This window comes from Stutzerimonas sp. FeSN7, from assembly GCF_030263795.1.
GTDB classification, from domain to species: domain Bacteria; phylum Pseudomonadota; class Gammaproteobacteria; order Pseudomonadales; family Pseudomonadaceae; genus Stutzerimonas; species Stutzerimonas stutzeri.
Genome location: NZ_JARPMN010000001.1, coordinates 3360566 through 3377612, shown reverse-complemented (window position 1 = coordinate 3377612; position 17047 = coordinate 3360566). Strand labels below are relative to the sequence as shown.

Genomic DNA, 17047 nt, shown 5'->3' with positions numbered 1-17047 from the left:
AGCAGGCTGGCGAAAACGGTTGCGTGGGGCGGGTTCGCCGCGGGGCGAAAAAAGCGGCTGATCAGCGCAACGCAGTCGTTATAATGCGCGCCTTCTCAAAAGGAGCCGATGTATGGCCGAGCAATCCGAACTCAATCGTCTGTTCTGGCAAAGCCGTCGCGGCATGCTGGAGCTGGATGTCCTGCTGGTGCCTTTCGTCAAGGAGGTGTATCCGGGCCTCGACGAAGAAGACCAGCGTCGTTATCGCAAGCTGCTCAGCTGCGAGGATCAGGACATGTTCGGCTGGTTCATGCAGCGCGAAGAGCCCGAGGACGAGGATCTGCGCCGCATGGTTCGCATGATCCTCGATCGTGTCCAGCCCAAGTAATCCGCCTTTCGAGTGCCACTGGCGGCCGTCCGGTCTGCTGCTGGCGTTCTATCTAGCCGTTCAGGCATGCGCGCTCACGGCCATTCTGCTGTCTGGCGCGCCGCCTGCGGTACGGCTGGTCTGCCTGCTGCTGTGTCTGACGCATGCCTGGTTCGCGCTGCCGCGCCACATCCTGTTGTCCGATCCGAATGCCTTGCGCGGTCTGCGTCATGATGGGCAAGGCTGGCATCTCTGGAGCGAGCGGCACGGCTGGCAGGCTGTTCAGTTACTGCCCGACAGCCTGGCGCTGCCGTTGGTGGTGGTGTTGCGCTTTCGTTTGCCTGGGCGACGCCTTGCCAGCAGTGTCTGCGTGCCTTGTGATGCACTGCCGCACGAGCAGCATCGCCGCCTGCGGCTGTGTCTGAAATTCAGTCGACGTAGGTGGGCGGCACCAGAATAGTGTCGATGGCTTCGGGAAGCAGGTTGGGGTAGTCGAGGGTGTAATGCAGGCCGCGGCTTTCCTTGCGCTCCATCGCTGAACGGATCATCAGGTCCGCCACCAGCGCCAGGTTGCGCAGCTCGAGCAGGTCGCGGCTGACCTTGTAGTTGCTATAGAACTCGTCGATCTCGCTCAGCAGCAGGCGCACGCGATGCTGGGCACGCATCAGGCGTTTGGTGGTGCGCACGATGCCGACGTAGTCCCACATGAAGCGCCGCAGCTCATCCCAGTTGTGCGCGATGATCACGTCTTCGTCGGAATCGGTGACCTGGCTGGCATCCCAGGCGGGCAGGGTCGCCGTGCTGGTGATCTGGGGCAGTTCGCGCACGATGTCCTGCGCCGCGGCGCGGCCGTAGACGAAGCACTCGAGCAGCGAGTTGCTGGCCATCCGATTGGCGCCATGCAGGCCGGTGAAACTGGTTTCGCCGATCGCGTAGAGCCCGGGAGTGTCGGTGCGGCCGGCCTGATCCACGACCACGCCGCCGCAGGTGTAGTGCGCCGCCGGAACGACCGGGATCGGCTGGGTGGTGATGTCGATGCCATATTCCAGGCAACGTTCGTAGACGGTGGGGAAGTGGCTTTTGACGAAGTCGGCGGGCTTGTGGCTGATGTCCAGATAGACGCAGTCGATACCCAGCCGTTTCATCTCGTGGTCGATTGCGCGCGCGACGATGTCGCGCGGAGCCAGTTCTTCGCGGGGGTCGAAGCGGGGCATGAAGCGCTCGCCATTGGGCAGCCTGAGCAGTGCGCCTTCGCCGCGCAGCGCTTCGGTAACCAGGAAGCTCTTGGCCTGTGGGTGATAGAGACAGGTGGGATGGAACTGGTTGAATTCCAGGTTGCCTACTCGGCAACCTGCGCGCCACGCCATGGCGATGCCGTCGCCGCAAGCGCTGTCGGGGTTGCTGGTGTACAGGTAGACCTTCGCGGCACCGCCCGTGGCCAGCACGACGAAGCGAGACTGAAAGGTTTCGACCTCGCCCGTGTTGCGGTTGAGCACATAGGCACCCAGGCAACGCCTGCCCGGCAGGCCCAGCTTGTGCTCGGTAATCAGATCGACCGCGACACGCTGCTGCAGCAGTTCGATGTTGTCCTTCTGCCTGGCCTGGCCGAGCAGGGTGTTGAAGATGGCGGCACCAGTGGCGTCGGCGGCATGGATGATCCGCCGGTGACTATGGCCACCTTCGCGAGTCAGGTGGAACTCGAATCCGCCATCCTCGCGGTCAGGGCCCTCGTCGCGTGTGAAGGGTACGCCCTGCTCGATCAGCCACTGGATCGCCTCGTTGCTGTGTTCGACGGTGAAGCGTACGGCGTCTTCACGGCACAGTCCGCCGCCAGCCACTAGCGTGTCGGCGACATGGGATTCCACGGTGTCGGTGGTGTCCAGGACCGCAGCGACTCCGCCCTGAGCCCAATAGGTGGAGCCATTGGACAGGTCACCCTTGCTCAGTACCGCAATGCGCAGGTCGGACGGAAGATTGAGCGCGAGGGTAAGGCCGGCGGCACCGCTGCCGATGACCAGCACGTCGTATCGAAGAACCTGGTTCATGTCCATTTCCGCGGAAAAACGAACCCTAGTATATAGACCGGATGTAGCGCCAAAATAGATGACTGTGCAGTTGTCTTCTAACGAACGGAACTTTTTCCTCTGCGGACAGCTCAATAGGCAGTTATGAATGCAAACCAGCTGGCCATCGTGAATGGGCGGTGCGAGTTTGCTATGGACACCAGGACGGCGTCGTCAGCAAATCTGGCGCAACGCTGTGGTGCAATCGCCGTCAGGTATTGCAGGATAGCTTGCTAGGAGGGGGGAGAACTTTTGCGTAAAGCCCGGGTCTATTCTGGCAGGTCGGTTCACTGGTGTGAGCGACGCTGCTCCGACAAGGAGGAGCGTTCATGCTGACTCAGGAGCAGGACCAGCAACTGGTTGAACGAGTGCAGCGTGGGGACAAGCGGGCGTTTGATCTGCTGGTGATGAAGTACCAGCACAAGATCCTTGGGTTGATCGTACGGTTCGTACATGACTCCCACGAAGCTCAGGACGTCGCGCAAGAGGCGTTTATCAAAGCCTATCGCGCACTCGCCAATTTTCGCGGGGACAGCGCCTTTTATACATGGCTGTACCGCATCGCCATCAACACGGCGAAGAATCATCTGGTGGCGCGCGGAAGGCGTCCGCCGGACAGTGATGTGAGCTCTGAGGATGCCGAGTTCTACGAAGGCGATCACGCCCTCAAGGACATCGAGTCACCGGAACGCTCGCTGCTCAGGGATGAGATAGAAGATACCGTTCATCGAACCATTCAACTTTTGCCAGAAGATTTGCGTACGGCTCTAACACTGCGCGAATTTGATGGTCTTAGTTATGAAGACATTGCGAGCGTCATGCAGTGTCCGGTGGGCACAGTACGTTCTCGGATCTTCCGGGCGCGTGAAGCCATAGATAAAGCGTTGCAACCCTTGTTGCATGAATCCTGAGACAGCGGCGACAGCCAAGAGAGGAACCGCCATGAGTCGTGAAGCCCTGCATGAATCGCTGTCCGCGGTGATGGATAACGAAGCGGACGAGTTGGAATTACGTCGCGTACTCGCAGGCGACAACCCCGAGCTGCGTGCCACCTGGTCGCGTTATCAGCTCGCTCGTGCCGCAATGCACAAGGAACTGATCGAGCCGCGCCTGGACATCGCAGCTGCGGTATCGGCTGCGCTGGCCGACGAGGCCGCTCCGGTCAAGGAGCAGCAGCGTACCGCCTGGAGAAGTCTGGGGCGTCTCGCGGTAGCGGCTTCGGTCACGGTAGCTGTTCTGGCAGGTGTACGCCTGTACAATCAGAACGAAGTTGCCGGTCCGCAGCTTGCCCAGCAAGCGCCGCAGCCGACCATCTCCGTGCCGCAGGCCAATCAGGGGCCGACGGTGCTGGCTGGTTACAGCGAGCAGGCCGAGCTGCCCGCGCAGACAGCGGAGTCAGCACCGGTAGAGCGTTGGCATGAGGAGCGTCTGCCTTCTTATGTTCGCCAGCATGCACAGCAGGCTGCCTTTGGCACCGGATCGGAGAGCGCGCTGCCGTACGCTCGTGCGGCCAGCATGGAAGAACGTTAGGGAGAAACATGCGCGTATTACCGCTGTATGTGGTGATGGGGGGCTGGCTATCGATGCCGGCCCTCGCTGCTGATGCTGAGTCTTGGATGGGGCGCCTCGCGATAGCCGAGCAGCAGCAGAGTTATGCAGGGACTTTCGTCTACGAGCGTAACGGCAGCTTTTCCAGCCATGCTGTTTGGCAGCAGGTCGACGGAAAGCGGGTGCAGGAGCGCTTCCTCCAGTTGGATGGGGCGCCTGCCGAAGTTCTGTTGGTCGATGGACAGATGCAGTGCGCCACCGATGAGCTGGCGGCTCAGGTGCGCGAGGCGCAGGCGTGGCACGGTCAGCGTCTGGACCCCAAGGCACTTTCCGAATGGTACGAATTCCGTGAGATCGGTGACTCTCGTGTCGCCGGCCGTTCTGCGGTGGCGCTTGCCGTCGTTCCGCGTGACCAGCATCGCTACGGATTCGAGCTTCACCTCGATCGCGAGACCGCACTGCCGCTCAAGTCCCTGATGCTCAATGAGAAGGGGCAGCTGCTCGAGCGCTTCCAGTATGCGCAGTTCTCTACCGATCCGATCGATGCCCAACAACTGAAGCCAAGTGCCGATTGCAAGCCGGTATCGGTCAGCAAGCGTGAAGCCAACCCCTCTTCAGTCTGGCGTTCCGATTGGCTGCCGGCCGGTTTCAAGCTGCTTGATGCCAACCAGCGTCCGAGTCCCGCGTCTTCCGAAACGGTGTCCTGGTTGTCCTATGGCGACGGCCTGGCCAAGTTTTCGGTGTTTCTCGAGCCTTTGCGCGGCGCCTTGGTCGAAGATGCGCGTAGTCAGATGGGCCCCACCGTCGCCGTGTCCAAGCGCATCAGCACCGAGGACGGTGACGTGATGGTGACCGTCGTCGGCGAGATCCCGCTCGGTACGGCCGAACGCGTGGCGCTCTCCATGCGTGCTGGTGCCGAACAGGCGCAGCGATGATCGAAGAGTCGGGGCGGGTCGTTGCGCTGGATGACGGCGCCGTTTGGGTCGAAACTCGGCGCAAAAGCACCTGCTCTGGCTGTTCGGCGAAGAACGGCTGCGGGCAGGGCTTGATGGATACCCTCGGGGTGCGTGAGCAACGAGGGCTGATTCGGGCGCTTAGCGACCTGCAGCTCCAGGTGGGTGACTCGGTCATCGTCGGGGTCCGCGAGGACGTGTTGCTGCGCGGTGCCGTACTTGTCTATCTTCTCCCTCTGCTCATGCTGATGGCGGCAGCAACGCTCGCCGCCCAGTTTTCTGCGCATGAACCGCTCGTCATCCTGGCGGGGTTCGGGGGATTCTTCGTTGCCTGGCTGTTCGTGCGCATGAGAAGCCGAACGGTGGCAAGCGATCCGAATCTGCAGCCGGTGGTTTTGCGCGCTATGCTCGCGGGGCCTGCGAGTCCCTGAGCTTCCTTGTTTTGTCAGTGGGGAGACTTGTAGTCATGCTCAATCGAAACAGCTGCTTTGCCTTCGTGGCAGGCCTGGCCCTGTTCGGGCAGGCCGTGGTGGCGCAAGCGCAAGCGGCTTTGCCTGATTTTACGCCGCTGGTTGAAAATGCCTCACCAGCGGTCGTCAACATCAGTACCAAGCAGAAAGTGCCCACACGTGGGGCCACCGCGCAGATTCCTGAACTCGAAGGGTTGCCGCCGATCTTTCGCGAATTCTTCGAGCGCAGCATTCCACAAATGCCGGGCGCGCCGGGCCAGGGCCAGCAGCGCGAAGCGCAATCACTGGGCTCCGGATTCATCATCTCCGATGACGGCTATGTGCTGACCAACAACCACGTGGTGGCCGGTGCCGACGAGATCATTGTGCGCCTGCCCGATAGAAGCGAGCTCGAAGCCAAGCTGATCGGCGCCGACCCTCGCTCCGATGTGGCCGTTCTGAAGGTCGAAGGCAAGGGCCTGCCGACTGTGAAGATCGGGCGCTCCGACGAGCTCAAGGCTGGCGAGTGGGTGCTGGCCATCGGCTCGCCGTTCGGCTTCGACCATACCGTGACCGCGGGTATTGTCAGTGCGACTGGCCGCAGCCTGCCCAACGAGAGCTACGTGCCCTTCATCCAGACCGACGTGGCGATCAACCCGGGCAACTCGGGCGGCCCGCTGTTCAACCTCAAGGGCGAGGTGATCGGTATCAACTCGCAGATCTTCACCCGCTCAGGCGGCTTCATGGGCCTGTCCTTCGCAATTCCGATTGATGTGGCGATGGACGTGGCCAATCAGCTGCGCACCGACGGCAAAGTCAATCGCGGCTGGCTCGGCGTGGTGATTCAGGAGGTGAACAAGGACCTGGCCGAGTCCTTCGGGCTCGAGCGCCCGGCCGGAGCCCTGGTGGCCCAGGTAATGGATGGCGGTCCGGCGGCTCGTAGCGGGCTGCGCGTCGGCGACGTGATCCTCAGCCTCAACGGTAAGCCGATCGTCATGTCTGCGGATCTGCCTCATCTGGTCGGTGCGCTGAAGCCCGGCAGCAAGGCGCGCATGGAAGTGGTGCGCGACGGTGATCGCAAGACGCTGGACGTCAGCATCGGCGCCATGCCGGAGGAAGGCGAAGCGGTGGCGGCGTCTGGCGGTGGCCAGGAGCGCAGCGACAATCGCTTGGGCGTGAAGGTCACCGAGCTGACCGAGGAGCAGAAGAAGAGCCTCGATCTGCCGGGCGGCGTGGTGATCACCGAGATCCTCAATGGCCCGGCAGCGATGATCGGCCTGCGCCCCGGGGATGTCATCACTCATCTGAACAACCAGGCGATCAATTCGGCGGCGACGTTCAGCCGGGTTGCCGAGCAGCTGCCCAAGAACCGCTCGGTTTCGATGCGCGTGCTGCGTCAGGGGCGTGCGAGCTTCATTACCTTCAAGCTGGCCGAGTAAGCGCGGGTGCAGCAAACGAAGGGCGGCTCAGGCCGCCCTTCTTCGTTTCTGCCGTTTGGCCACTGGATGCAGCTGATCGTGATGCGGGCGGCTTGTGCGTGGCACTGCAGGGGCTGATCAGTTACACTTCGCGGCTATTTTCGGCGGGCAATCGGCCCGCGACTACCGAGTGTTGAGCTGTGAGTGACCTGAGTCATATCCGCAATTTCTCCATCATTGCCCATATCGATCACGGCAAGTCGACCCTGGCGGACCGTTTCATCCAGATGTGCGGTGGCCTGTCCGAGCGCGAAATGGCCGCTCAGGTACTGGATTCGATGGACCTCGAACGTGAGCGTGGTATCACCATCAAGGCCCACAGCGTCACGCTGCACTACAAGGCGCGGGACGGAAAGACCTACCAGCTGAACTTCATCGATACCCCCGGACACGTCGACTTCACCTATGAAGTCAGCCGCTCGCTGGCCGCGTGCGAGGGCGCGTTGCTGGTGGTGGATGCCGGTCAGGGGGTGGAGGCACAGTCGGTTGCCAACTGCTACACCGCCATCGAGCAGGGCCTCGAGGTCATGCCGGTGCTCAACAAGATGGACCTGCCGCAGGCAGAACCCGAGCGCGTCAAGGAAGAGATCGAGCACATCATCGGCATTGATGCCACCGATGCGGTCGCCTGCAGTGCCAAGAGCGGAATGGGCGTCGACGAGGTGCTCGAGCGTCTGGTCGCAGTGATTCCTCCGCCCACCGGTGATATCGAGGCGCCGCTGCAGGCGCTGATCATCGACTCCTGGTTCGACAACTACCTGGGTGTGGTGTCGCTGGTGCGGGTACGCCACGGTCGCATCAAGAAGGGCGACAAGGTGCTGGTGAAGTCCACCGGCAAGGTGCATCAGGTGGACAGCGTTGGTGTCTTCACGCCCAAGCACACCGCCACCGCCGATCTCAAGGCCGGCGAAGTGGGCTTCATCATCGCCGGGATCAAGGATATCCATGGTGCGCCGGTGGGCGATACCCTGACGCTCTCCAGCACGCCGGACGTGGAGATGCTGCCCGGCTTCCAGCGCATCAAGCCGCAGGTATATGCCGGCCTGTTCCCGGTCAGCTCCGACGATTTCGAGGACTTCCGCGAAGCCCTGCAGAAACTCACCCTCAACGACGCGGCACTGCAATACGAGCCGGAAAGCTCCGAGGCGCTGGGATTCGGATTTCGTATCGGCTTTCTCGGCATGCTGCACATGGAGATCATCCAGGAGCGCCTGGAGCGCGAGTACGACCTGGACCTGATCACCACGGCGCCGACGGTGGTCTACGAGCTGCTGCTCAAGAACGGCGACACCATCTACGTCGACAACCCGTCGCGCCTGCCGGACCTGTCCTTCATCGAAGACATGCGCGAACCCATCGTGCAGGCCAACATCCTGGTCCCGCAGGATCACCTCGGCAACGTCATCACCCTGTGCATCGAGAAGCGCGGCGTGCAGCGCGACATGCAGTTCCTCGGCTCGCAGGTTCAGGTGCGCTACGACCTGCCGATGAGCGAAGTGGTGCTGGATTTCTTCGATCGTCTGAAGTCGGTGAGCCGTGGTTACGCCTCGCTGGACTACAGCTTCGTGCGTTTCCAGTCGGCGAACCTGGTCAAGCTGGACGTGCTGATCAATGGCGAGAAGGTCGACGCTCTGGCATTGATCGTGCACCGAGACAATGCGCATTACAAAGGGCGTCAGCTGACCGAGAAGATGAAGGAGCTGATCCCGCGGCAGATGTTCGATGTGGCGATCCAGGCGGCCATCGGTGGGCAGATCGTCGCGCGGACCACGGTCAAGGCGTTGCGCAAGAACGTTCTGGCGAAATGTTACGGCGGCGACGTAAGCCGTAAGCGCAAGCTGCTGGAAAAGCAGAAGGCCGGTAAGAAGCGCATGAAGCAGGTAGGCAGCGTGGAAATCCCGCAAGAGGCGTTCCTCGCGGTACTGAAGGTAGATAGCTGATATGTCGATCAATTTCCCGTTGTTGCTGGTTATCGCCGTGGCCGTCTGCGGTCTTTTGGCACTGAGCGATCTGTTGTTCTTCGCACCCCGGCGTCGGGCTGCGATCGCCAACTACGAAGGGCGCACCGGGGAAATCGATCCATCGACGCTGGAGGCGCTGAACAAGGAGCCACTGCTGATCGAGTATGGCAAGTCCTTCTTCCCGGTGCTGGCCATCGTGCTGGTACTGCGCTCGTTTCTTGTCGAACCCTTCCAGATCCCGTCCGGTTCGATGATTCCGACGCTGGAGGTCGGTGACTTCATCCTGGTCAACAAGTTCGCCTACGGCATCCGCCTGCCGGTGGTGGACACCAAGGTGATCGAAGTCAGCGATCCGAAGCGCGGCGACGTGATGGTCTTCCGCTATCCGAACGAACCCAGCATCAACTACATCAAGCGGGTCGTCGGTCTGCCGGGTGACACCGTGCGCTACAGCAGCGACCGCCGTCTGTTCGTCAACGATCAGCCGGTGGCTGAAATGCTGGTCGGCGAAGAACCGGGCAGTCTCGGCAGCGCCGTGCTGTATCGGGAAAAACTCGGCGAAGTGGAGCACCTGATCCGCAAGGAAATGGGGCGCTATCGAATCGAACCGAGCCGCCAGTGGACCGTGCCGGCCGAGCATTACTTCATGATGGGCGACAACCGCGACAACTCCAACGACAGCCGCTACTGGCAGGATGACTCGATCCCCGCCGAGCTTGCTGGCATGGTTCCGGACCGCAACATCGTCGGCAAGGCCTTCGCCGTGTGGATGAGCTGGCCCGATCCGAAACTCAGCAATCTGCCGAATTTCTCCCGCGTGGGCCTGATTCACTGAAAGCTGTGAATTGCGGCCCCCGTCGAGCGTAGTGGGCTCGTTATATTTGTCCTGCCCCGATCGGTGGGTATCGTTACGACATAGAGGTCGACATGAGTTTTGCGCGTTCGCAAAAAGGGCTGTCCATGCTGAGCTGGATCATGCTCCTGGCGGTTGTGGCGTTTGTGGCCAGCACCGGGTTCAAGATGTTCCCGCATTATTTCGACTACATGTCCATGGACAAGATCATCCAGTCCGTGGAAACCGACGAAGCGCTTGAGATTCGCAGCGTCGGGGAGTTCTATAGTCATGTCAGCAAGGGGATGCAGGTCAACGGCATCCAGAATATCGATCTGAAGGAAGCGCTGAAGGTCGAGATCCAGAACAATGAATTCAGGGCACACCTGAAGTACGAAAAACGCGAGCCGCTGATCCGCAATCTCGATCTGGTGGCGAACTTCGACAAAGAATATCGCCTAAGGATGCCGTGAGCACTTCGTTAGCCCGCCTCGAGCGCAAGCTCGGCTATCAATTCAAGGACCAGGAGCTGATGCTCCTGGCCCTTACCCATCGCAGCTATGCCGGACGCAACAACGAGCGTCTGGAGTTTCTCGGCGACGCCATCCTCAACTTCGTTGCTGGCGAGGCGCTGTTCAACCATTTTCCGCAGGCCCGTGAAGGCCAGCTGTCGCGGCTGCGGGCCCGGCTGGTCAAGGGCGAGACGCTTGCCGTGCTGGCACGCGGCTTCGAGCTTGGTGATCACCTGCGTCTCGGCTCCGGTGAGCTCAAGAGCGGTGGCTACCGCCGCGAATCGATTCTGGCCGATACCCTCGAGGCGCTGATCGGCGCCATTTATCTCGATGCCGGCATGGATGTCGCCCGTGAGCGGGTTATCGCCTGGCTGGCCAACGAGCTGCAGGGCCTGACGCTAGTGGACACCAACAAGGATCCCAAGACCCGCCTGCAGGAGTTTCTGCAGTCGCGTGCCTGTGAGCTGCCGCGCTACGAAGTGGTGGACATCCAGGGCGAACCGCATTGCCGCACGTTCTTCGTCGAATGCCAGGTGGCCTTGCTCAACGACAAAACTCATGGGCAGGGCGCCAGTCGCCGCATTGCCGAACAGGTTGCCGCAGCAGCCGCATTGATCGCCCTGGGCGTGGAGAATGGACATGACTGACGAGCAGCAACAATCCGAAGACGTCAGCCGTTGCGGTTATGTCGCCATCGTCGGCCGGCCGAACGTCGGCAAATCCACCTTGCTCAACCACATCCTCGGGCAGAAGTTGGCGATCACCTCGCGCAAGCCGCAGACGACCCGTCACAACATGCTCGGCATCAAGACCGAGGGCAGCGTGCAGGCGGTCTATGTCGATACCCCGGGTCTGCACAAGAATGGCGAGACCGCGCTCAACCGCTACATGAATCGCACCGCGGCCTCGGCGCTAAAGGATGTCGACGTGGTGATCTTCGTCGTCGACCGCACCCGCTGGACCGATGAAGACCAGGCCGTGCTGGAGCGCGTGCAATACGTCACCGGACCGCTGATCGTCGCCGTCAACAAGACCGACCGCATCGAGGACAAGGCCGAGCTGCTGCCGCACCTGCGCTGGCTGGCCGAGCAGCTGCCGAATGCCGAGATCGTGCCGATCTCTGCGCAGCACGGGCAGAATCTGGAAACCCTGGAACAGCTGGTGGCCGAGCGCCTTCCCGAGGGCGAGCACTTTTTCCCGGAAGATCAGATCACCGACCGCAGCAGCCGCTTTCTTGCCGCCGAGCTGGTGCGCGAGAAGATCATGCGTCAGCTTGGCGCCGAGGTGCCGTACCAGATCACCGTCGAGATCGAGGACTTCAAGCAGGAAGGCCACGTGCTGCACATCCACGCGCTGATTCTGGTCGAGCGCGACGGGCAGAAGAAGATCATCATCGGCGACAAGGGCGAGCGCATCAAACGCATCGGCCAGGAAGCGCGCAAGGACATGGAGGTCCTCTTCGACTCCAAGGTCATGCTCAACCTGTGGGTCAAGGTGAAGGGCGGCTGGTCCGACGACGAGCGCGCACTGCATTCGCTGGGCTATCAGTAACAGCCTCTTCGCACTCACCCGTGCGCATTGCGCACCCCCTGGGCCGCCATGCACCAGCCTGCATTCGTTCTGCACAGCCGTCCGTACAAGGAAAGCAGCGCGTTGGTCGACCTGTTCACTCCGCAGGGGCGGCTGCGCGCCGTCATGCGTGCGGCGCGGGGCAAGGCCGGCAGCCTGATCCGCCCGTTCGTATCGCTGGAAGTCGAACTGCGCGGCAAGTCCGAACTGAAGACCGTTGCCCGCCTGGAAAGTGCCGGGCCCGCCCACTGGCTCGATGGCCAGGCGCTGTTCAGCGGCATGTACCTCAACGAGCTGCTGATCCGCCTGCTGCCGGCGGAGGACGCGCACCCTGCACTGTTCGAGCATTACGTCGCGACTCTGCCGGCGCTGGCCGAGCACCGGCCGCTTGAGCCGTTGCTGCGGGCCTTCGAATGGCGACTGCTCGACGAGCTGGGCTATGGTTTTGCCCTCGACATCGATATCGCCGGTCAGCCGATCGACGCGCAGCGGCTGTATCGGCTGGTGCCGGACGCCGGCCTGGAGCCGGTTGTGGGGTTCCAGCCAGGGCTGTTCAATGGCGCGGAACTTCTCGCGATGGCCGAGGCCGACTGGCAGGTGCCGGGCGCGCTGGCCGCCGCCAAGCGGCTGATGCGCCAGGCTCTGGCACCGCATCTGGGCGGCCGACCGCTGGTCAGCCGCGAACTGTTCATGAATCTGAAGGAGTCCCCGCGTGACTGAAGCCAATCGAATCCTGCTCGGTGTCAACGTCGACCATGTCGCCACCCTGCGCCAGGCCCGCGGCACCCGCTATCCGGACCCGGTCAAGGCCGCGCTGGACGCCGAAGAGGCAGGCGCGGACGGCATTACCGTGCACCTGCGCGAGGACCGTCGACATATCCAGGAACGCGATGTGCTGATGATGAAGGACGCCCTGCAGACGCGCATGAATTTCGAGATGGGTGTCACCGAGGCGATGCTGGCCTTTGCCGAGCAGCTGCGGCCGGAGCATGTCTGCCTGGTGCCGGAAACCCGCCAGGAGCTGACCACAGAGGGTGGTCTGGATGTCGCCGGCCAGGAGGCGCGCATTCGCGAGGCGGTGGAGCGTTTGCGCGGCTGCGGTGCGGAAGTCTCGCTGTTCATCGATGCCGATCCGCTGCAGATCGAGGCGGCGGCCCGGGTCGGTGCGCCGGCCATCGAACTGCACACCGGTCGCTATGCCGATGCTCACAGCGTGGCGGAACGTGCCTGCGAACTGGCGCGGATTCGCGACGGTGTCGAGGTCGGTCTCAGCCACGGGCTGATCGTCAATGCCGGGCATGGTCTGCACTACCACAACGCCGAGGCCATCGCCGCCATCCGTGGTGTCAATGAGCTGAACATCGGTCACGCCATCGTCGCTCATGCGCTGTTCGTTGGCTTCAAGCAGGCGGTCAAGGAAATGAAGCATCTGATCCTCAGCGCCGCAGCGCGAGGGTGAGACAAGCCGTCCGCTGAAGGGTCCATTCGCGGTCCTCTCCGCGGGGACGGCGCTGTTCAGCGGCGGAACAGGTTGATCAGCACGGTCAGGACCAGGCTGAGAATCACCATCGAGGTGATCGGGATGAACACCCGGCTGCGTTCGGACTCGATGCGGATGTCGCCCGGTAGGCGGCCGAACCAGTTCAGCAGCCAGGGGAAGTAGTGCCAGGCGATGCCGAGCAGGAGCAGCACCGCCCCGGCGAGGATCATCCAGCGTGCCATGTCGGTTCCTCGCTGGCTTCCGGGCGATGGCCGCCAAAACGGCTGCGGTACTCGGCGAAGGCGGCAATCACCTGGGCGGCCAACACCTTGACCGCATCGCTGCGATTGCTTCCACGCAGCAGGTTGATCCGATAGTCGCCCAGTTGCGGTAGCCCGTACTGCCCGTCCAGCCGCTGCAGGGGCGGGCGGACCAGGCTCGCCGGGTAGGGCGCGATTGCCAGATCGGCGATCATCGCCGCTTCCTGGCCGGAGGTCTGCTCGCTCGAGTAGGCGATGCGGTAGCCGCGCCCGATTCGGTCGAGCGCGTCCAGGGCCTGCCGTCGCCAGGCGCAGTCCGGACTGGCCAGCGCCAGTGGCAACGGCGTGCGCAGCGCGGCGACACCGCCGCTGCGGCCGGCCCAGACCAGGGGTTCGCTGTGGATCGGCTCGCCCCGCGAATCGTCCTGCCCGAGATTGCCGGTAGTGATCAGCGCCAGATCCAGTTCGCCGGCATCGATACGTTCGATCATGTCGATGCTGCGGGCGACCGAGACGTCGACCTCCACGCCGGGATGGCTGCGGGCGAACAGCGCCAGCAGGCCGGGCAGGATGCGTGTGCCGACATCGGCCGGCGTGCCGAAACGCACACGCCCTTGCAACGCCGGCTGCAGAAAATGGGCGATCGCTTCCTCGTTGAGCTTGAGCAGGCGCCGCGCGTAGCCGAGCAGCGTCTCCCCAGCGGGGGTGAGGCGCACCTGACGAGCCTCACGGACAAACAGCGGGCGGCCCAGGGTATCTTCCAGCCGCTTGATCTGCATGCTGACCGCCGAGGTGCTGCGATAGATCTGCCCGGCCGCGCGCGTAAAGCTGCCGCTCTCGGCGATGGCGACAAAGGTGCGTAGCACGTCGCTTTCCAGCAACGGGGCAGTCGTACCGGGGTTAGATGGTTCCAGCATGAGCCACCATTCAATAATCTTGAACGCAGGCTTTTATATTAGTCGTTTGTTTGAACAGCGGGCGTCCGCTCATCCTGTTCGTGAACCCGTGGCCGCCATATCCATGACGTGCTCACGGCCAGCGAAACGGAGGTGAGCATGTCTACAGAGCCACGCAACATCCGATCACGGCGGCCAGTGGAGCCCCAGATTCCTGACGTCTACATGCCGGCCATGTGGCCGCTCGGTCTGCAACGCAGCCTGCGTGACTGGTACCGGGCGTGGCGGCAGCGCAGCCGTTATCGGCAGCTGTTGCGACTGGACGACGCCGAGCTGGCCAAGCGCGACCTGAGTCGCCAGCAGTTGCTCGAACGGGCGCGCCTGCCGCTGCGGCAACTCGTGGAGGGGCGGCGCCGCAAGCGTGGCGCCTGACATCATCAGGCCGAGATGTCAGGGCTTGCGTGCCAGCAGTACGGCACGCATGGGGGCCGGCAGCCCTTCGACGGTGCGGCCGTGGTCCTGAGGGTCGAGGAAATCCGGTAGCGACTGGTAACGCATCCAGTCGGTGCTGCGCTGTTCCTCGACGCTGGTCACGCTGATGTCCACGCAGCGCACGTCGAGGAACCCGGCCCGCCGCAGCCAGCGCTCCAGCGCCGGCACCGAGGGCAGGAACCAGACGTTGCGCATCTGTGCGTAGCGGTCTTCCGGTACCAGCGCGGTGTTCTCGTCGCCCTCGACCACCAGCGTTTCCAGCACCAGCTCGCCGCCGCGGACCAGGCAGTCCTTCAGATCGAGCAGGTGATCGACGGGCGAACGGCGATGGTAGAGCACGCCCATGGAGAATACCGTTTCGAAGCCTTCGAGCTTGGGCGGCAGCTCTTCCAGGGCGAACGGCAGGTGCCAGGCGGGCAGCTCCGGCAGGTAACGTTTCATCGCATGGAACTGGCAGAAGAACAGCCAGTTCGGGTCGACACCGACCACGCTGTCAGCACCGGCGCCGAGCATGCGCCACATGTAGTAACCATTGCCGCAGCCGACGTCGAGGATGCGCTTGCCGGCAAGGTCGAGATGCGGCGCGACCCGGGCCCATTTCCAGTCCGAGCGCCATTCGGTGTCCACATGCACGCCGAATACCTCGAACGGCCCCTTGCGCCACGGCGACAGCCCCATCAGCGCCTCGCGGGTGGCCTGGCGTGTGGCTTCGTCGCAGGGGGCCGCGAGGCGGAAACATTCGCGCAGCTGGATCTGCGTCGGCATCAGCGCCGGTAGCGCATCGACGGCCCGGCGCCAGCGCGGCAGATCGCCATGACCGATGGCGAGTTTGGCGTCCAGTTGCTGTTGAACGTCGTTGGCCCAGGCAGCGAGTGGTGTGCCCGCCAGGCGCCAGGCGAGGGGAGTGAGGTCGAGATTCATGGCAGGGCGATCAGCGAAGCGAAATTCAGGCATTGGAACCAGGGCACGACCTTGGAAAAGCCGGCCTCGAGCAGGCGTTGGCGATGGGTTTCCAGGCTATCGGGCTTCATAACGTTCTCGATGGCGCTGCGCTTCTGGGCGATTTCCAGTTCGCTGTAGCCATTGGCGCGCTTGAAAGCGATGTGCAGGTCGGTCAGCAGCTGCTGCTCCTCGTCGTCCTCGAAGCGCAGTTTCTCCGACAGGATCAGCGCGCCGCCCGGCACCAGTGCCTGACGAATGCGGCCGAGCAGGACCGGGCGCTGTTCGGGGGCGATGAACTGCAGGGTGAAGTTCAGCGCCACCAGCGAGCTGGACTGGAACTCCAGGGCCAGGATGTCGGCTTCTAGGACCTCCACCGGCAACAGCTCCTGGTACATGGAGTCCTGCGCATGCAGGTATTCGCTGCAGCGCTCGACCATGGCGGTGGAGTTGTCCACGGCAATCACCTGGCAGTTGTCCTGACTCACATGCCGGCGCAGTGCCTGGGTCACCGCACCCAGCGAGCAGCCGAGGTCGTACAGGCGGGTATTAGGCTGAGCGAACTGTGCGGCGATCACGCCGATATTCTCAACGATCGTCGGGTAACCAGGTACCGAACGCTTGATCATGTCGGGGAACACCCGTGCCACGTCCTCGTTGAAGACGAAGTCCTGGACACGGGCTAGGGGCTGGGCGAACAGACGGTCGGGATCGTGACTCACGGTGGCGGCGGCGTGTTGGAAAAATGGGGCGGCATTGTAGCGGAAAGCGGCTGCCTGGCCCTGCCTCAGTGCACCTCGATCCGACAATCGAACAGCCCGGCCGGCTCGCCATCGGCCTCCCAGGGGCGCTGGTAGGTCAGGTAGAGCCGACCGCTGCCGGCCTGCCGCGCTTCGAAACGCCAGGTAGAGAGCCCGTCGCCGCCGATCATGTCGTCCTTCGGGTTGCTGAACACTTCAGGCCCAAGACTGCGCAGCTGCTCCGGGGCCGACTCATGGAGGATCCAGCGATAGCCGGTGGTCGGGTTGCTCGGCAGGCTGACGATCAACTGCTGACCGTTCTGCAGGCTCTGCGGGCAGCGGCGATCGTCGCTGAGTACCACGCTCGAAGGCGGTGCGCTCTCTTGGCCGGCGCAGGCGGTCAGCAGGGCGAGGCTGGTGGGTAGCAGCAGGCGAGGGATGTCGAAAGGCATGATCGGCACCAGTCGGAATGGAACCGGAAGGATAGCCCAAAAGCGCCCGGCTGCAGACGTGTCAGGGGTGCGGCGAG

21 protein-coding genes are annotated in these 17047 nt (G+C 63.0%); 15 read left to right on the top strand and 6 right to left on the bottom strand.

The annotated features are described in order from the left end of the window. Positions 1 to 112 precede the first annotated feature (112 nt). Positions 113 to 367 (top strand): FAD assembly factor SdhE, encoded by a 255-nt coding sequence (locus P5703_RS16020; protein WP_011912402.1) that lies wholly within the window; start codon positions 113 to 115, stop codon positions 365 to 367. Beyond that, positions 351 to 806 (top strand): protein YgfX, encoded by a 456-nt coding sequence (locus tag P5703_RS16015; protein ID WP_045633009.1) that lies wholly within the window; start codon positions 351 to 353, stop codon positions 804 to 806. The genes P5703_RS16020 and P5703_RS16015 overlap by 17 nt, the downstream gene beginning before the upstream one ends. Here P5703_RS16015 and nadB read toward each other — a convergent pair. Then, positions 775 to 2391, bottom strand: coding sequence for an L-aspartate oxidase (nadB, locus tag P5703_RS16010; RefSeq protein WP_279641618.1), 1617 nt, complete (start codon positions 2389 to 2391; stop codon positions 775 to 777). The genes P5703_RS16015 and nadB overlap by 32 nt on opposite strands. 347 nt (positions 2392 to 2738) lie before the next feature. Between nadB and rpoE the strand changes: the two genes are divergently transcribed. From rpoE to pdxJ, 12 genes are all read left to right on the top strand, one after another. Beyond that, the gene (gene rpoE, locus P5703_RS16005; RefSeq protein ID WP_003282114.1) at positions 2739 to 3320 is read left to right on the top strand and encodes an RNA polymerase sigma factor RpoE/AlgU; all 582 of its coding nucleotides are present in this window, start codon (positions 2739 to 2741) and stop codon (positions 3318 to 3320) included. Positions 3321 to 3351: 31 nt separating this feature from the next. Further along, complete coding sequence (locus tag P5703_RS16000) at positions 3352 to 3939, top strand: sigma-E factor negative regulatory protein (protein ID WP_125885623.1); 588 nt, start codon at positions 3352 to 3354, stop codon at positions 3937 to 3939. Positions 3940 to 3947: 8 nt separating this feature from the next. Further along, on the top strand, positions 3948 to 4892 hold the full coding sequence (locus P5703_RS15995) for a MucB/RseB C-terminal domain-containing protein (RefSeq protein WP_019407282.1): 945 nt from the start codon (positions 3948 to 3950) through the stop codon (positions 4890 to 4892). Beyond that, on the top strand, positions 4889 to 5341 hold the full coding sequence (locus tag P5703_RS15990) for a SoxR reducing system RseC family protein (RefSeq protein WP_013982078.1): 453 nt from the start codon (positions 4889 to 4891) through the stop codon (positions 5339 to 5341). Before P5703_RS15995 ends, P5703_RS15990 begins: the two co-directional genes overlap by 4 nt. A gap of 35 nt (positions 5342 to 5376) precedes the next feature. Next, the gene (locus P5703_RS15985; protein WP_011912408.1) at positions 5377 to 6798 is read left to right on the top strand and encodes a DegQ family serine endoprotease; all 1422 of its coding nucleotides are present in this window, start codon (positions 5377 to 5379) and stop codon (positions 6796 to 6798) included. A gap of 179 nt (positions 6799 to 6977) precedes the next feature. After that, positions 6978 to 8777: a translation elongation factor 4 gene (lepA, locus tag P5703_RS15980; RefSeq protein ID WP_013982080.1), complete on the top strand. Its 1800-nt coding sequence runs from the start codon at positions 6978 to 6980 to the stop codon at positions 8775 to 8777. 1 nt (position 8778) lies between these two features. Next, entirely contained in the window at positions 8779 to 9633 is an 855-nt protein-coding gene (gene lepB, locus P5703_RS15975) for a signal peptidase I (RefSeq protein ID WP_011912410.1), read from the top strand. Between the two features lie 92 nt (positions 9634 to 9725). Continuing rightward, positions 9726 to 10103 (top strand): DUF4845 domain-containing protein, encoded by a 378-nt coding sequence (locus P5703_RS15970; RefSeq protein WP_011912411.1) that lies wholly within the window; start codon positions 9726 to 9728, stop codon positions 10101 to 10103. After that, the gene (gene rnc, locus P5703_RS15965; protein ID WP_013982082.1) at positions 10100 to 10789 is read left to right on the top strand and encodes a ribonuclease III; all 690 of its coding nucleotides are present in this window, start codon (positions 10100 to 10102) and stop codon (positions 10787 to 10789) included. The genes P5703_RS15970 and rnc overlap by 4 nt, the downstream gene beginning before the upstream one ends. Next, positions 10782 to 11693, top strand: coding sequence for a GTPase Era (gene era / locus P5703_RS15960; RefSeq protein ID WP_013982083.1), 912 nt, complete (start codon positions 10782 to 10784; stop codon positions 11691 to 11693). The genes rnc and era overlap by 8 nt, the downstream gene beginning before the upstream one ends. A 48-nt stretch (positions 11694 to 11741) precedes the next feature. Further along, positions 11742 to 12431 (top strand): DNA repair protein RecO, encoded by a 690-nt coding sequence (gene recO / locus P5703_RS15955; protein ID WP_013982084.1) that lies wholly within the window; start codon positions 11742 to 11744, stop codon positions 12429 to 12431. Beyond that, the gene (pdxJ, locus tag P5703_RS15950; protein WP_019407281.1) at positions 12424 to 13170 is read left to right on the top strand and encodes a pyridoxine 5'-phosphate synthase; all 747 of its coding nucleotides are present in this window, start codon (positions 12424 to 12426) and stop codon (positions 13168 to 13170) included. Before recO ends, pdxJ begins: the two co-directional genes overlap by 8 nt. A 56-nt stretch (positions 13171 to 13226) precedes the next feature. Here the strand turns inward: pdxJ and P5703_RS15945 are convergent, their stop codons facing one another. Together P5703_RS15945 and P5703_RS15940 are read right to left on the bottom strand one after the other, a co-directional pair. Then, positions 13227 to 13433, bottom strand: coding sequence for a DUF2905 domain-containing protein (locus P5703_RS15945; RefSeq protein ID WP_011912416.1), 207 nt, complete (start codon positions 13431 to 13433; stop codon positions 13227 to 13229). After that, complete coding sequence (locus P5703_RS15940; RefSeq protein ID WP_234492804.1) at positions 13418 to 14368, bottom strand: LysR substrate-binding domain-containing protein; 951 nt, start codon at positions 14366 to 14368, stop codon at positions 13418 to 13420. The genes P5703_RS15945 and P5703_RS15940 overlap by 16 nt, the downstream gene beginning before the upstream one ends. Before the next feature lie 138 nt (positions 14369 to 14506). Here P5703_RS15940 and P5703_RS15935 point away from each other — a divergent pair, with 138 nt between their 5' ends. After that, positions 14507 to 14779: a hypothetical protein gene (locus tag P5703_RS15935; RefSeq protein ID WP_234462112.1), complete on the top strand. Its 273-nt coding sequence runs from the start codon at positions 14507 to 14509 to the stop codon at positions 14777 to 14779. Between the two features lie 18 nt (positions 14780 to 14797). Here P5703_RS15935 and cmoB read toward each other — a convergent pair whose 3' ends face one another. From cmoB to P5703_RS15920, 3 genes are all read right to left on the bottom strand, one after another. Next, the gene (gene cmoB / locus P5703_RS15930; protein ID WP_254163073.1) at positions 14798 to 15760 is read right to left on the bottom strand and encodes a tRNA 5-methoxyuridine(34)/uridine 5-oxyacetic acid(34) synthase CmoB; all 963 of its coding nucleotides are present in this window, start codon (positions 15758 to 15760) and stop codon (positions 14798 to 14800) included. Next, positions 15757 to 16500, bottom strand: coding sequence for a carboxy-S-adenosyl-L-methionine synthase CmoA (cmoA, locus tag P5703_RS15925; RefSeq protein WP_125912186.1), 744 nt, complete (start codon positions 16498 to 16500; stop codon positions 15757 to 15759). Before cmoA ends, cmoB begins: the two co-directional genes overlap by 4 nt. A gap of 65 nt (positions 16501 to 16565) precedes the next feature. Next, positions 16566 to 16970: a protease inhibitor I42 family protein gene (locus P5703_RS15920; protein WP_017245691.1), complete on the bottom strand. Its 405-nt coding sequence runs from the start codon at positions 16968 to 16970 to the stop codon at positions 16566 to 16568. Between the last annotated feature and the right edge of the window lie 77 nt (positions 16971 to 17047).

What these genes read in the sequence shown, in the direction of transcription:
- P5703_RS16020 (WP_011912402.1), top strand. Translation starts at nt 113, where the DNA reads ATGGCCGAGCAATCCGAACTCAATCGTCTGTTCTGGCAAAGCCGTCGC.
- nadB (WP_279641618.1), bottom strand. Translation starts at nt 2,391, where the DNA reads ATGAACCAGGTTCTTCGATACGACGTGCTGGTCATCGGCAGCGGTGCC.
- rpoE (WP_003282114.1), top strand. Translation starts at nt 2,739, where the DNA reads ATGCTGACTCAGGAGCAGGACCAGCAACTGGTTGAACGAGTGCAGCGT.
- P5703_RS16000 (WP_125885623.1), top strand. Translation starts at nt 3,352, where the DNA reads ATGAGTCGTGAAGCCCTGCATGAATCGCTGTCCGCGGTGATGGATAAC.
- P5703_RS15995 (WP_019407282.1), top strand. Translation starts at nt 3,948, where the DNA reads ATGCGCGTATTACCGCTGTATGTGGTGATGGGGGGCTGGCTATCGATG.
- P5703_RS15990 (WP_013982078.1), top strand. Translation starts at nt 4,889, where the DNA reads ATGATCGAAGAGTCGGGGCGGGTCGTTGCGCTGGATGACGGCGCCGTT.
- P5703_RS15985 (WP_011912408.1), top strand. Translation starts at nt 5,377, where the DNA reads ATGCTCAATCGAAACAGCTGCTTTGCCTTCGTGGCAGGCCTGGCCCTG.
- lepB (WP_011912410.1), top strand. Translation starts at nt 8,779, where the DNA reads ATGTCGATCAATTTCCCGTTGTTGCTGGTTATCGCCGTGGCCGTCTGC.
- P5703_RS15970 (WP_011912411.1), top strand. Translation starts at nt 9,726, where the DNA reads ATGAGTTTTGCGCGTTCGCAAAAAGGGCTGTCCATGCTGAGCTGGATC.
- era (WP_013982083.1), top strand. Translation starts at nt 10,782, where the DNA reads ATGACTGACGAGCAGCAACAATCCGAAGACGTCAGCCGTTGCGGTTAT.
- recO (WP_013982084.1), top strand. Translation starts at nt 11,742, where the DNA reads ATGCACCAGCCTGCATTCGTTCTGCACAGCCGTCCGTACAAGGAAAGC.
- P5703_RS15945 (WP_011912416.1), bottom strand. Translation starts at nt 13,433, where the DNA reads ATGGCACGCTGGATGATCCTCGCCGGGGCGGTGCTGCTCCTGCTCGGC.
- P5703_RS15940 (WP_234492804.1), bottom strand. Translation starts at nt 14,368, where the DNA reads ATGCTGGAACCATCTAACCCCGGTACGACTGCCCCGTTGCTGGAAAGC.
- P5703_RS15935 (WP_234462112.1), top strand. Translation starts at nt 14,507, where the DNA reads ATGTCTACAGAGCCACGCAACATCCGATCACGGCGGCCAGTGGAGCCC.
- cmoB (WP_254163073.1), bottom strand. Translation starts at nt 15,760, where the DNA reads ATGAATCTCGACCTCACTCCCCTCGCCTGGCGCCTGGCGGGCACACCA.
- P5703_RS15920 (WP_017245691.1), bottom strand. Translation starts at nt 16,970, where the DNA reads ATGCCTTTCGACATCCCTCGCCTGCTGCTACCCACCAGCCTCGCCCTG.